Source organism: Niveispirillum irakense DSM 11586, assembly GCF_000429645.1.
Taxonomy (GTDB): domain Bacteria; phylum Pseudomonadota; class Alphaproteobacteria; order Azospirillales; family Azospirillaceae; genus Niveispirillum; species Niveispirillum irakense.
Map to the genome: position 1 here is coordinate 20589 of NZ_AUCG01000002.1, position 13714 is coordinate 34302.

At 65.1% G+C, this 13714-nt stretch carries 12 protein-coding genes and 2 tRNA genes; 8 read left to right on the forward strand and 6 right to left on the reverse strand.

From position 1 onward, the window contains the following. Positions 1 to 10: 10 nt before the first annotated feature. Both G473_RS0100790 and G473_RS0100795 read right to left on the reverse strand, forming a co-directional pair. Positions 11 to 655 carry a LysE family translocator gene (locus tag G473_RS0100790; protein WP_029011539.1) on the reverse strand — a complete coding sequence of 215 codons (645 nt, stop codon included), beginning with the start codon at positions 653 to 655 and terminating at the stop codon, positions 11 to 13. Between the two features lie 52 nt (positions 656 to 707). Continuing rightward, positions 708 to 1160, reverse strand: coding sequence for a MarR family winged helix-turn-helix transcriptional regulator (locus G473_RS0100795; protein WP_029011540.1), 453 nt, complete (start codon positions 1158 to 1160; stop codon positions 708 to 710). Positions 1161 to 1395: 235 nt separating this feature from the next. Here G473_RS0100795 and G473_RS0100800 point away from each other — a divergent pair, with 235 nt between their 5' ends. The 3 genes from G473_RS0100800 (at position 1396) to G473_RS24385 (ending at position 6051) form a co-directional block, all read left to right on the forward strand. Further along, positions 1396 to 2562, forward strand: a complete 1167-nt coding sequence (locus G473_RS0100800; RefSeq protein WP_084437551.1) for an HlyD family secretion protein — start codon at positions 1396 to 1398, stop codon at positions 2560 to 2562. Continuing rightward, entirely contained in the window at positions 2559 to 4139 is a 1581-nt protein-coding gene (locus G473_RS0100805; RefSeq protein WP_029011542.1) for an MFS transporter, read from the forward strand. The genes G473_RS0100800 and G473_RS0100805 overlap by 4 nt, the downstream gene beginning before the upstream one ends. Positions 4140 to 4260: 121 nt before the next feature. Further along, positions 4261 to 6051, forward strand: a complete 1791-nt coding sequence (locus G473_RS24385) for a potassium/proton antiporter (protein ID WP_051329731.1) — start codon at positions 4261 to 4263, stop codon at positions 6049 to 6051. A gap of 3 nt (positions 6052 to 6054) precedes the next feature. On the opposite strand, the gene G473_RS0100815 is transcribed toward G473_RS24385, so the two are convergent. Further along, a complete protein-coding gene (locus G473_RS0100815; protein WP_029011543.1) occupies positions 6055 to 8040 on the reverse strand; it encodes an ATP-binding protein in 1986 nt (661 codons plus the stop codon). A gap of 224 nt (positions 8041 to 8264) precedes the next feature. Between G473_RS0100815 and G473_RS0100820 the strand changes: the two genes are divergently transcribed. The 3 genes from G473_RS0100820 to G473_RS0100830 all read left to right on the forward strand — a co-directional run bounded on the left by G473_RS0100820 (position 8265) and on the right by G473_RS0100830 (position 9434). Further along, positions 8265 to 8340 (forward strand) — tRNA-Ile (locus G473_RS0100820). A gap of 96 nt (positions 8341 to 8436) precedes the next feature. After that, a tRNA-Ile gene (locus G473_RS0100825) sits at positions 8437 to 8512 on the forward strand. A gap of 136 nt (positions 8513 to 8648) precedes the next feature. Further along, positions 8649 to 9434 (forward strand): dioxygenase family protein, encoded by a 786-nt coding sequence (locus tag G473_RS0100830; RefSeq protein ID WP_029011544.1) that lies wholly within the window; start codon positions 8649 to 8651, stop codon positions 9432 to 9434. A gap of 3 nt (positions 9435 to 9437) precedes the next feature. On the opposite strand, the gene phhA is transcribed toward G473_RS0100830, so the two are convergent. Further along, positions 9438 to 10358, reverse strand: coding sequence for a phenylalanine 4-monooxygenase (gene phhA / locus G473_RS0100835; protein WP_051329732.1), 921 nt, complete (start codon positions 10356 to 10358; stop codon positions 9438 to 9440). 180 nt (positions 10359 to 10538) lie between these two features. Then, on the reverse strand, positions 10539 to 11015 hold the full coding sequence (locus tag G473_RS0100840; RefSeq protein ID WP_029011546.1) for an Lrp/AsnC family transcriptional regulator: 477 nt from the start codon (positions 11013 to 11015) through the stop codon (positions 10539 to 10541). A 141-nt stretch (positions 11016 to 11156) separates the two neighbouring features. Here G473_RS0100840 and hppD point away from each other — a divergent pair, with 141 nt between their 5' ends. Next, positions 11157 to 12272, forward strand: a complete 1116-nt coding sequence (hppD, locus tag G473_RS0100845) for a 4-hydroxyphenylpyruvate dioxygenase (RefSeq protein ID WP_084437552.1) — start codon at positions 11157 to 11159, stop codon at positions 12270 to 12272. 63 nt (positions 12273 to 12335) lie between these two features. Here the strand turns inward: hppD and G473_RS0100850 are convergent, their stop codons facing one another. Continuing rightward, on the reverse strand, positions 12336 to 13118 hold the full coding sequence (locus tag G473_RS0100850) for an NAD-dependent deacylase (protein WP_084437553.1): 783 nt from the start codon (positions 13116 to 13118) through the stop codon (positions 12336 to 12338). A gap of 122 nt (positions 13119 to 13240) precedes the next feature. On the opposite strand from G473_RS0100850, the gene G473_RS0100855 reads away from it, so the two are divergent. Continuing rightward, entirely contained in the window at positions 13241 to 13708 is a 468-nt protein-coding gene (locus G473_RS0100855; protein WP_029011549.1) for a low molecular weight protein-tyrosine-phosphatase, read from the forward strand. Positions 13709 to 13714: the final 6 nt, after the last annotated feature.

The following is a 13714-nucleotide window of genomic DNA, read 5'->3' on the forward strand; positions in this document are numbered from 1 at the left end:
GCCCATGCGTTCACAGCGCAGCCAGCGCCAGCAACAGCCCCGCGGCGATCAGCAGCAGCCCGGTTCCCCGGTTCAGCCATAAGGTCGCCCGGCGACCAGACAGGCGGCGGGCCAGCGTCCGGCCCCCGGCGGCATAGGTCATGATCCAGCCGAACTCGATCACCAGCATCACCGCGACCAGGATGGAAAGCTGTGGTGCCACCGGCTGGGCCGGGTCCAGGAATTGCGGGAAGAAGGCGGCCATGAAGATCAGCGCCTTGGGATTGCTGGCCGTGATCAGCGTACCCTGCATGAACAGGCCGGCGCGGCTGCCTTCCCGCCCTTTCCCGGTGACGGCGGAGGCCGCTGCCGCCTCTTCCCCTTCAGCCGGTACCGGTGCGCGCAGGGCCTGCACCCCCAGCCAGACCAGATAGGCCACACCCAGCCATTTGAAGATCATGAAGGCGGTGGGCGACGCGGCCAGCAGCACGCCCAGCCCCAGGGCTGACAGGGCGGCCAGCATGCCCAGGGCCGCACACATGCCGATACCGCCCCAGGCCGCCCCGCCCAGCCCGTGCCTCACCCCCATGCTCAACGCCGACAGCATGTTCGGTCCCGGCGTGGCCGACAGGAAGAAGCAGGTGGCAAGGAAAATGCCCAGCGTCTGGATATTCATGATGGCGGGTGCGGCTCGGGTGCGGGGTGGGGGAAATGCCTTGGCGCCCTGGTCAGATGGTTTTGACCGGGGCGCGGCTCTGATCGTTATTGGCATCGACCAGGCGTCGCAGCAAGCCCAGGAAAACGTGGCGCTCGCCTGCGTCCAGCGGGGACAGCAGCCTTTCACTGATCCGGGCCAGGGGTTCCTCGCTGCGGGCCATGAAATCGGCCCCTTCCGGCGTCGGGAAGGTCAGCCTTGCGCGCCGGTTATGGGGGGCCACTTCGCGCCGGATCAGCCCACGCGCCTCCAGCCGGTCCAGCACGCCGGTCACGGTCGTCCGGTCCAGGGCGGCGCGCGATCCCAGCCAGGTCTGGTCCTGCCCCGGATGGGCCGCGATCAGCGACAGCAGCCCGAATTGCGGCGGGGTCATATCCATCATCGCCGTCTCTTCCAGAAACAGCGCGACACTGATCTGCCAGAGCCGGCGGATCAGGAATCCCGGCATCGCTTCAAGCTGGTCCATCGTTTTTCCTGCCATGGTTCCGGCACTTGTTCGGTGTGCCGTTGGAGAAGGTCTAGGAGGCAAGGTAGGCGTTGCCGGCATGGGGTTCCCACTATTCCGCTGCGTGGCTCCCATGCGGATTGTGCGCTGCACAGTGAAATTCAGCGTACTAATATTCAGCATACTGAAAATAAGCATGCAAGAGTCTTGTCGTGACGCGACCGGTTGCGACCCTCCTGCAAGGAAAGCAACCATCATGTCCGTTGAACCCACCCGCCCCGTCCAGACCGATCCCGCCCCCTCATCCAGCCCTGCGGCAGCCCATGACCATGGGCCGGGGGCATTGGGCGCGCGACCCCGCTCGGCCCTGGTGGGGGGGCTGCGTCGGCTGGCAGTGCCGCTATTTGCTGTCGCCAGCGTTCTGGCGCTGGTGCTGGTCGCGACCGACCGTTGGGAAGGCTGGGTAGGGGCATCGGATATCCAGGTGACGGACAATGCCACCATCCGCGCGGATATCAGCCGCCTGGGAGCCAGGGTGTCAGGGGCGGTGCGCCATGTCGCGGTGGCGGATTATCAGAAAGTGAAGGCGGGTGACCTGCTGCTGGAGATTGACCCGGCCGAATATCAGGCTGCGGTGGATCAGGCGGCAGCCTCTGTCGCCAGCGCCAGGGCGGCCCTGGACAATCTCGCCAACCAGATGGACCAGCAGCGTGCTGCCATCGCCCAGGCCGATGCGAAGCGGCTGGCCGCCCAGGCTGGCAATCGACAGACCCGGCTGGAAGAGGAACGGCAGGCCGATCTGCTGAAACGGGGCCTTGCCGGTACCCGGCAGAAGCTGGAACAGGCCAGCGCCGACCATGACAAGGCCTCGGCGGAAGGACAGGCTGCCACGGCGGCGCTGGGCGCCGCCCACAGCCAGTTGGATGTGCTGAAGGGGCAGGAGGCGCAACTGGCCGCCAGCCTGCGTGCGGCGGAAGCTGCGCTGGAGGCGGCACGCCTGCGCCTGTCCTATACCCGCATCACCGCCCCCGTGGATGGGGTGGTGGGGGAAAGGCTGGTGCATGAAGGGGATTATGTTGCGGTGGGCGCCAGCCTGATCGCTGTGGTGCCGCTGCCGCAGGTCCATGTCACGGCCAATTACAAGGAAACCCAGCTTACCCGCGTCGTGCCGGGGCAGAAGGTGGATATCAGGGTCGATATGTTCCCCGGCCAGGAAATCCATGGCCATGTGGCGCGGATGGCGCCGGCCAGCGGCTCCACCTTCGCCCTGCTGCCGCCGGACAATGCCACGGGCAATTTCACCAAGGTGGTGCAGCGCATCCCGGTGCGGATTGAACTGGAGCCCGGCCAGCCGCTGCTGGATCGGCTGCGTCCTGGCATGTCGGTGGAAACCCGCATCCATACGGATCAGGCTGGGTCATGAGTGCGGCCACGCCCGTCAGCGACGGCCCGATCTCCGTCGGCCGTCGCTCCCATCATCCGCTGCTGGCGGTCGCGGCGGTGCTGCTGGGCGCCTACATGACCAATTTCCATTCCCGGATTTTCTCCACCGGTCTGGCGGACCTGCGCGGCGCCTTCGGGCTGGGCATGGATGAAGGGGCGTGGCTGTCCACCATTGCCCAGGCGCCGCAAATCCTTATCGCCCCCTGCGTGGCCTGGCTGGTCACCGTGTTCGGGGTGCGCCGGGTGCTGGTGGTGCCGGCTTTCCTCTATGGCGCCCTGTGCCTTGTCACCCCCTTCATCCGCGATAGTGGCGGGTTGATGCTGATCCATGCGGTGGAAGGGTTGCTGCTGGGCCTGTTCGTGCCGGCCACGCTGACCGTGATCCTGCGCAACCTGCCCATGAAATGGTGGGTGCCGGCGGTGGCGGTCTATGTGTTCCGGCAGGCATTCGCCATCAATTCCGGTATCGATCTGGTCGGGCTTTATACCCAGGACTGGGGCTGGCAGTGGCTGTACTGGCAGGATGTGGTGCTGGCACCGCTGATGGGCCTGTGTGCCTGGGCCGGCGCCCCGCGGGAACCGGTGGACCCCGATCTGCTGCATCGGGCCGACTGGGGCGGCATGCTGCTGTTCGGGTCGGGGCTGGCCATGCTTTATATCGCGCTGGACCAGGGCAACCGGCTGGACTGGCTTGAATCCGGTCTGGTGACGGCCTTCCTGGCCGGGGGTATCCTGCTGCTGCTGCTGTTTGCCATCAATGAATGGCTGGTGGAACAGCCCTGGGCCAGCGCGCGGGTGTTGCTGTCGCGCAATCTCGGTCTCACCCTGCTGGTATCGTTGCTCTATACCTTTGCCTCCGTTTCCAACTCTGCCCTGATCCCGAATTTCCTGTCGACGGTCGGTCATTTGCGGCCGGAACAGGTGGGGCCGCTGCTGTTGCAATGGGGGGCCCTGCCGCTGCTGGTGCTGATGCCGCTCTGCGTCTGGCTGCTGGGGCGGGTGGATGCGCGGGCGCTGGTGATTGTGGGCCTGTCCGCCTTCGGGCTTGCCGCACTGATGGGCACGGGCGTCACGCATGACTGGCGGCTGGATGATTTCCGCCTGATGCTGTTGCTTCAGGCGGTGGGGCACTGCTTCACTTTCCTGCCCATCGTGGTGCTGGCGCTGGCCAATACCAACCCCGCCCGCGCCACCACCGTTTCCGCCTATATCCAGGTATTGCGGGTGGATGGGGTGGTGCTGGCCTCTGCCTTGGCCACCACGGGCCTGCGTCTGTCGGAACAGCTTCACTCCAACCTGATCGGGCTGCATCTGCCCCAGGGCGACAAGGCGGTGACCGATGCGGTAGGCGCCCTTGGCCATGCCATGGCCGGCCAGGGGCAGGCGGCGGCACAGGCGTTCGGCCTGTCCAATCTGGCATCCCTGGTGCAACGGGAAGCGACGGTTCTTTCCTATATTGACGGGTTCTGGGCCTGCTTCGCCCTGGCGCTGGCCGGTATCCTGACCATCGCGCTCACCACCCGCCCGCCGGCCGGTCCCTTTACCCCCGCCCGATAGCCGCATCCGACCAAAATCTCACCGACCTGGACCAAAGGTCAGGTGCGCGCCATGTGCTGTTTCCGCCACAATAGTGGTGTGGGTGCCATGCCTGCACACGCAACGGGGAAGGGGCGGGCGGTTGACAGCGATCAACGAGATCATATTCCTGGTCGGGCTGCTGTTGCTGCTGGCCATCCTGGCCGGGCGGGTCTCCTCCCGTCTGGGTGCGCCCTTGCTGCTGGTCTTCCTGGGGCTGGGCATGCTGGCGGGGGAGGATGGGCCCGGCCGCATCGCCTTTCATGATTTCCACATGGCTTATCTGCTGGGCAGCATCGCCCTGGCCGTCATCCTGTTCGATGGCGGGTTGCGCACCCGGCTGGAGACATTCCGCCTTGTCCGCAGCCCGGCCCTGGTTCTGTCCACAATCGGGGTGCTGGCGACGGTTCTGGTCACCGGGGCGCTGGCATCCTGGGTGCTGGGTCTCGGCTGGGCGGAAGGGTTCCTGATCGGCGCCATTGTCGGCTCCACCGATGCGGCGGCGGTGTTCTTCCTGCTCAATCTGCGGGGCATGCGGCTGCGCGGCCGGGTGGCGGCAACGCTGGAGGTGGAATCTGGCATCAATGACCCCATGGCGGTGCTGCTGACGCTGCTGGCGGTGGAACTGGTGACGGTGGCGGGGCCGGTCGCCCCGCTGGATCTGGTGCTGGAACTGGTGCGCCAGCTTGCCGGCGGCACCCTTCTGGGGCTGGGGGCGGGCTTTCTGCTGGTGTGGCTGGTCAACCGGCTGGATCTGGCGGATGGGCTTTATCCCATCCTGGCCTTGTCCTTCACCCTGTTCCTGTTCGGCGGGGCGCAGGCGGCGGGCACGTCCGGCTTCATGGCTGTCTATCTGGCTGGGCTGATCCTGGGCAACCGCCGGCACAAGGCGGACCGGCTGATCCGGCGCTTCCATGATGGTCTGGCCTGGCTGGCCCAGATCGGCCTGTTCGTCATGCTGGGTTTGCTGGTCACTCCATCCCGGCTGGAGGCGCAGTGGCTGCCCGGTGCCCTGGTGGCGCTGGGCCTGATGCTGGTGGCCCGCCCGCTGGCGGTTTTCCTCTGTCTCGCCCCCTTCCGCTATACGCTGGCGGAGCGGGTTTATGTCAGTTGGGTCGGCCTGCGCGGCGCGGTGCCCATCGTGCTGGCAACCATTCCCGTACTGGCCGGCGTGCCGAACGCGCAGGTCTATTTTGGCGTGGCCTTTGTTGTCGTGCTGCTGTCGCTGCTGGTCCAGGGCTGGACGGTGGGCCCCTCGGCCCGGCTGCTGGGCCTGCTGGCGCCACCCCAGCCGGAACCGCCCACCCGTGCCGATGTTGACCTGCCCGGCGGCACTGGGCAGCTTGCGGTCTTCACCGTGGCGCGTGACAGCGAGGCGGCCCTGCGCGGTCGGGGCCGGCTGATCATCCCCGAAACGGTGCAGATGCTGGCCCTGATCCAGAATGGCCGCCCCGTCCGGCCAGAGGATGCAGTAGGGCTGCAACCCGGCGACACGGTGTTGGCCATGGGGGACAGCGACGCGCTGGCCGTGATGGACCGGCTGTTTGGCCGCCGGGCTGCCAATGGCACGGCTGACCGCCCGGCCGGGGATTTCCAGGTTCAGGGCGATATCCCGGCCCAGTCGGTGGGGCTGATCTATGGGTTTGAAGCCGGCGCGATGGGCCACCGGCCGCTTTCCGCCTTCATCCGGCAGACATTGGGTCGCGATCCGGCCTTGGGCGACCGGCTGCGGGTGGGAGAAATTGACCTGATCGTCGCCGCTGTGGAGGAGGGGGAGGCCTCCCTGGTCGGGATTGATCTCACGCCGCCAGTTTCCGGCTGGGCGGCTTTGCGTGCCCGGCTGACCGGGTTTGGTAATTTTTGGCGCCGCCGACCGCCGTCAGCGCAGATATAGAGGTTACTTGCCCCCATGGGCGGCCAGCAGGCGCTTGGTTTCAGCCGGGTTGGCAGTCATGGGGATGGAGAATTTCACCACCGTGCCCTGGCCGGGGGCGCTGTCCAGCATCAGCTCACCGCCATGGCGCAGCACCAGATCGCGCACCAGCGTCAGGCCCAGACCGGTGCCGGTTTCGCCCTGCGTGCCCGGCCGGCTGGTTTTCGGCCCCGTTTCCATCGCCTCTGCCAGCAGGTCCGGCTCCATCCCCACACCCTTGTCGGTCACCGCCACCTCCAGCCGGTCACCCATGGCGCGCGACGTGACATGCACCGCCCCGTCAGGATGGCTGAACTTTACCGCATTCATCAACAGGTTGCGCAGCACGGCCAGGATCATGGTGCGGTCGGCCAGTACCCAGCGGTCGCCGACCGCATCCAGGATCTGGATATTCTTGGCCTGGGCTGTGGGCGTGACATCGCGGATCGCATGGGCCACCACATCCCGGATGGGGAAGATGGCCGGGGCGAAGGGCGTGCCCGACATCTGCACCCGCGACCATTGCAGCAGGTTTTCCAGCAGGTCGAAAACCTTACGCGCCATTTCATGCACCGACCGGGCGAAATCGGCTGTCTGGTCGGGGGCCATGCGCGGGGCATGGTCGGCCAGTTCCTGGGTCATGCCCAGCATAGAATTGAAGGGCCCGCGCAGATCGTGGGAGATCAGGGAGAAGAAGCGCGTCTTCTCCCTGTTCAGGAAATCCAGCTCATCATGGGCGGCGCGCAGGTCGGTCAAGGCCCGCTCCGCAGCGGCCCTGGCGTCGCGTTCGGCCTGCATGGCGGCATCGCGTACGGCCAGCGACCGCTGCGTCAGCCGCCGCGTCACGAACAGCACTACGGTCAGCGCCGCCAGAAATCCGATGACGGAAATCAGCACATCTTTCATTGCCGGTACCAGGATATTCAGTGGCGGCACGATATAGACGACCCGCCACGGGGCCTGCTCCAGCGCGGCTGACACCAGGAATGGTTCTGAGATGCCGCGCGTGGCACCGTCCGCGGTCAGGCGTTCCGCCGCGTCGGGGACCAGTTGCTCCAGCCGCAGGGGTTCCTGTTCCAGCGCGCTTCCAGTACGCAGAATGATGGTGCCCTCACCATCGATCAGCAGCATCTGGGAGCCGGACCGGGTAACGGCTCCCAGTTTCTGCTTCAGCCCTTCCAGCAGCAGTTCGATCGTGAAGGTGCCGAAATAGCGGCCATGCAGCGACAGTGGCAAGGACAGGGCCGCCGTTGCCGCCGGGCCTTTCTGCGACAGGGTCCAGACTTGCTTTTCCCCAGGGTTCATCTGGGGGGCGGCCTGACGGAAAGGCGGATATGTCACGACCTGCAACAGCAGGTCGCTATCATCACTATGGATCCAGGGATGCACCGCCACCATGCCGCTGACAGACGCATAGATCAGCCGGTTCGTATCCGGAACCAGGCTGCTGGTCACGGCCATCAATGGCAGCATCTGCACCGCCATGGCCGCTTCCTGGCGCCAGATATCCCGGTCGGGCCGGGAAATGCCGGGCTGCTGGCTGGCATCCAGGTCCGACATGGCGATGATATTGCCGATCTGTTCCGTCAGATAGGGCGGGGGCAGCCGGTTCAGCGTATAGGCCTGATCCGGCTGGTCGCCTGGGTTGCTGGACAGCAGGGCCGACAGCAGGGGGCTGCGCGGCACATCCTCGGGCGCTGGATATTCGGCATAGAAATATTCCGCCCGCTGGCGCAGGGCGGCCAGATGGCCACCGGCGATCTGGAACTGCCCGTCCAGGGCGGCGGCCCGGGCGCGAATCTGGCTTCCGATAATGGTTTCAATGGCGGCGATGCGGTCATTGATATGGGACCAGAGCAGATATCCGCCCAGCAATGCCCCGGCAACCAGGGCCACAATCAGCACGCGGTCCGTCCGCGCCGTCCCGGTAACGGGATGCGTCTTGATGCTTGCCGCTTGGGATCGCTTCATGCCTTTGCCTGTTCCGGCGTGCCCCCTTTTCCGCGTTCACCACGCCGGCAAGGATGCTCTATCGTTTCATCAGGAATCTCTACCACCAATCCTGGCATGGCGGCAACGAAAGGGGGTGCCGCGACTGTGGTTCCGTCGGGTATGGTCGGAAGGATAGCGGAAAATTTTTGACGATTTCTGTTGACAGGTCAGCCCCGCCCCCTTATCACCGCGCTCCACGAGATGGGCGCGTAGCTCAGGGGTTAGAGCACTCGCCTGATAAGCGAGAGGTCGGTGGTTCGATTCCACCCGCGCCCACCATCCCGTCTCAACCTGCGCTTTGCAGGGTGAACCGGCCGGCGTCAAGCCGGCTTTTGTGTTTCTGGTGTGCGGGCGATCAGGCCGCCATCATGGGATGGGCGCGTAGCTCAGGGGTTAGAGCACTCGCCTGATAAGCGAGAGGTCGGTGGTTCGATTCCACCCGCGCCCACCATTCTTCCAGCAGCATCAGCTTGATGATCGGGTCGGCCTCGCGCCGGCTTTTTGCATTTCTGGGCCGGTGGCGGCGGGCCTTGTCCTTTGGGCAATTTACCCGGCATCCTGGGATCAACCATTCCAGGGTCAACGCCATGTCCTGTCTGCCTTCCATTTTCATCTCTCATGGCTCGCCCATGCTGGCGCTGGAGCCGCAGGCGCCGGCCCACCAGTTTCTGCGGGATTTGGCGGGGATGCTGCCCCGCCCCACCGCCATCCTGGCCGTCTCCGCCCATTGGGAGACGGTGGAGCCGGCCCTGTCCCTGGCAGCGCAGCCGGCGACGATCCATGATTTCCGCGGCTTTCCGCCAGCCCTCTATGCCATGCGCTATCCGGCGCCTGGCGCGCCGGCCCTGGCGCATCAGGCGGCGGATCTGCTGGCGGGTGCCGGCTTCGCCCCCCAGCTCAGCCCCGACCGGGGGCTGGATCATGGGGCCTGGACGCCGCTCAGCCTGGCCTGGCCGGCAGCGGATATTCCCATCACCCAATTATCGGTGCAGCCGCGCCGCGATGCCGCCTTTCATGCAGCCATCGGTGCCGCCCTGCGCCCCCTGCGCCAGCAGGGGGTGCTGATCCTGGGGTCGGGCAGCTTCACCCATAATCTGATGGAGTTTCGCGGTCAGGCGCCGGACGATCCCGTGCCGGACTGGGTCAGCCGCTTTGCCGACTGGATGCGTGCCGCCCTTGTGGAAGGGCGAACCGCGGATGTGCTGGCCTGGGACCGGCTGGCGCCGGAGGCACGGCGCAACCATCCCACGCCCGAACATCTCTGGCCGCTTTACAGCGCGCTGGGCGCGGGGGAGCCGGGACGGCCGGCACGGCTGCTCCACAGCAGCATCGACCGCGCTATCCTGGCAATGGACGCCTTCGCCTTCGATTAAGCCTTATACCGTCCGGCCCGGCCCATAAAGCCGGTCGGATGGCAGCACGCCGGTGGGGTCGATTTCCGGCATGGCCTTCACCTGGGTATAAAGCGGGCCGAAATCGCGTTCCGTCGCCTGGAAAAGCTGGTCGTAGCTGTCCAGCACGAAATATGTCGCCTGATAATTATCGATCCGGTAGCGGGTGCGCATCACCCGTTCCAGATCGAACCCCACCCGGTGCGGCTTGGCGCTGTCGATGCAGAATTGCGTCTCCCCGCTGGAAGACAGCATGCCGGCGCCATAGGCGCGCAGGCCATCGCGCGTGGCGATCAGGCCGAATTCCACCATGTACCAGTAAAGCCGGGCCAGTTGTTCCAGCGCGCCCGCTGCGATGGCCTGGGGGCCCTTGGCACCATAGGCCTGCAGGTAATCGGCAAAGACCGGATGGGTCAGCAGCGGCACATGGCCGAAGAAATCGTGGAACACATCCGGTTCCACCAGATAATCCATCTCGTCCGGCCGGCGCAGCCAGTTGGTGACGGGGAAGCGCCGTGCGGCCAGATGCTCGAAAAATTCCTTTTCCGGGATCAGGCCGGGCACGGCGACAAGGCGCCAGCCGGTCGCCTTTTCCAGCACCTCCGACGCGCGGCGGAAATCGGGGATGCCGTCTGCCACATCCAGCCGGCGTAAGCCTTCGATAAATTCCGGTGCCGCATAGCGCGCCAGCAGGGCCGACTGGCGGCGATAGAGCGTGCGCCACAGCCCATGTTCTGCCGCCGTATAATGCTGCCAGCCCTGGTCGATCGTGTAATCGGCCGCCATCTGGCGGTAATCGCCGCGCAGGGCCGTACCGGTCTTACCGCTTTCTGCCACGCGGGCGGCAAAATCGCCGCCGCCTTTATCGCCCCGCCCGGCATCTTGGTGTCCGGTGTCATTGCGCATGGTCGCTTCCTCCTCCCATGGGGATGCTTATCTGCGCAATTTTACCGCTGCCGGGCGGCCATTATCTTGCGGATGTGCTCAGGTGCTCACCATTCGGCGCAACATCTGCCGGGAAAACCATGTGGTCACCGCCATATTCTGCCGACGCTGTAGGTGCGCTGCGGCAAGGGGGAAGGGGGATCAGCCGGCTTTGGGCAAAGGCAGGGAGGTGGAATGTTTCACCACATCCAGCACAAAGCTGGATTTCACCTCCTTCACCCCCTTGATCGACAGCAGCTTGCGCATGGACAGCTCGGCAAAGGCGTCCAGATCCTCCACCACCACCTGCAGCAGATAATCCATCGTCCCCGTCATGACGAAGCAGGACACCACTTCCGGCAACAGCAGGATACCGCGACGGAAATCGGCATCGCCTTCCGCATTCTGGTCGATCTTGATCTCCACGAAGGCGACCACGCCCATGCCCAGCTTGCGGCGGTCCAGGATGGCGGTATAGCCCTGGATATAGCCCTGCTCCTCCAGGTCGCGCACCCGGCGCAGGCAGGGGCTGGGCGACAGGCCCACCTGTTCCGCCAGATCGACATTGGAAAGGCGGCCGTTGCGCTGCAATGCGGAAAGAATGCGGATATCTGCCGCGTCCAAACCGTTGGTTCCCATTTTCTGCCCCCAAGTCGAGATGTTGAGCAATTTCTCACCAGAGAGTGCCCGATTTTCCCGTCACTTCGCAAGGACATGCCCCGGCCCCTGCCCGTATCATCCGAAACAAGTTATCGACCAAACCATTCCAGGGAGGATGACATGGCTGACGGCGGCACCGCGCGCGTGGAAAATGGCAAGCTGGTGGGTGACCTGTGGGAAAACCCCATGGGCACCGACGGTTTTGAATTTGTCGAATATACCGCCCCGGATGTGGCGGCTTTGGGTGCCCTGTTCACCACCATGGGCTTCACCAAGGTGGCGACCCACCGGTCCAAGAAGGTCGATCTCTATCGCCAGGGCGACATCAACTTCATCGTCAATGGCGAGGCGGACAGCCTGGCCCAGCAATTTGCCCGCGACCATGGCCCCAGCGCCTGCGCCATGGCCTTCCGGGTCAAGGATGCCGCGTTTGCGCATAAGCGCGCCATCGACCTGGGGGCCAAGGAGGTGAAGGGGGCCATAGGCCCGATGGAACTGAACATCCCGGCCATCGAAGGGATCGGCGGCAGCCTGATCTATCTGGTGGACCGCTATAAAAGCCCGGCTTCCATCTATGATATCGACTTTGTGCCGGTGGAAGGGGCGGACCAGAACCCCGTCGGCTGCGGTCTGGTGGAGGTTGACCACCTGACCCACAATGTCCATCGCGGGCGCATGGACTATTTCTATGATTTCTACAGCAAGCTCTTCAATTTCCGGCAGATCCGCTATTTCGACATTGAAGGCAAGCTGACGGGGCTGAAAAGCCGGGCGCTGACCGCCCCCTGCGGCAAGATCCGCATCCCGATCAATGAGAGCGCCGGCGCCGAAGGCCGGGTTGATCAGATTGAGGAATATCTGCGCGAATATAAGGGCGAAGGTATCCAGCATATCGCGCTCTCCACCAACGACATCATCAAGACCTATGATGCGTTGAAGGCGAACGGCATCACCTTCATGACCCCGCCGCCGGCAACATATTATGACATGCTGGAAGAACGGCTGCCCGGCCATGGCCAGCCGACCGAGGAACTGCGCCAGCGCGGCATCCTGCTGGATGGGGCACCGGGCGGCGGCTTGCTTTTGCAGATCTTCACCGCCACCGTGATCGGCCCGATCTTCTTTGAGATCATCCAGCGCAAGGGCGATGATGGGTTCGGCGAGGGCAATTTCCGCGCCTTGTTCGAGAGCATCGAGCGCGATCAGGTGGAACGTGGCGTGCTGAAGGGCGATTGATTGCCTTTAGGCCGGGCCTAGATGGCGGGGGGCGTTTCGGTGCCCCCCGTTTGTTTTTCAGGCTCAGCGTATCGCCAGCAGGGCATCCACCAGGGCAGGCACCGTCTGGCTGGCAGGGCCATACAGGCCGCTATGGAACAGATGCGCCCCGTCTGTTGCTTCCAGATTGACCTCTACCGTCACCGCCCCGGCGGCGCGGGCTTCCGCCACAAAGCCGGCGGCAGGATAGACATTGCCCGATGTGCCGATGGAGATGAACAGGTCGTTGGGTTCCATCGCTTCCAGCGCATCGCCGATCCTGTCCATGAAGAGCGGCATTTCCCCAAACCAGACGATATGCGGCCGCAGATAGCCGACCCGCCCGCAAGCGGGGCAGGTGTCGGTATCGGACAGGTCACCCGTCCAGGGATGCAGCCCGCCGCATTCGGTACAGCGCGCCTTCATCAATTCCCCATGCATGGCGATCAGGTCGGTGGAACCGGCCCGGTCATGCAGATCATCCACGTTCTGTGTCACCAGCAGCACCGGCCCCTGCCATTCCCGTTCCAGCCGCGCCAGGGCGTGATGGGCCGGGTTGGGCTGGACGGCAGGGTCCAGCAAGGCCTGGCGGCGGGCATTATAGAAACCCTGCACCTTGTCCGGATCGCGGGCAAAGGCGCCGGGCGTTGCCACATCCTCCAGCCGCACCTGGGCCCAGATGCCATCGGCATCGCGGAACGTGTGCAACCCGGATTCCCGGCTGATCCCGGCCCCTGTCAGGATGATGATGGCGGCATCGGGGCGCAGCCGGCGCAGATGGCGGGCGAGATCATCGGGCAGGGAAGCGGGGGCGGGCAGGGGTGACATGGGTTTTGATTGGCCGGATGGTGGCGGAAAGGATGGTGATGCTATCATCCCCATCCTTGCAGGCCCAGACCATGGGACGCGGCCTGCCTCTCACCCGCCTTCTTGTTGGATAGAGACTTTCAATGCCTGCCATCCTGTTTGTCTGCACGGGTAATATCTGTCGTTCCCCAACCGCAGAGGGGGTGTTCCGCCATCTGGTGGCGCAGGCGGGGCTGGAGGACCAGTTCACCATCGATAGCGCCGGCACCCACGCTTATCATGTCGGGGAGCCGCCGGATCACCGCTCCGCTGCTGCGGCGGAACGGCGCGGTTATGATCTCAGCCCGCTTCGCGCCCGTGCGCTGGTCCCGGCGGATTATGACCGGTTCGACCTGCTGCTGGCGATGGATCGCGGCCATCTGGAGATTATGCAGCGCAAGCGCCCCGCCGGCAGCCGGGCGGAACTGTCCCTGTTCCTGGACCATGCCCCGGCGCCCCTGAAAGGCCGCGACGTGCCCGACCCCTATTATGGCGAGGGCCGCCATTTCGGGGAGGTGCTGGATCTGGTGGAAGCAGGTTCACGCGCCCTGCTGCGCAAACTGACGGCGTAAAGGGCA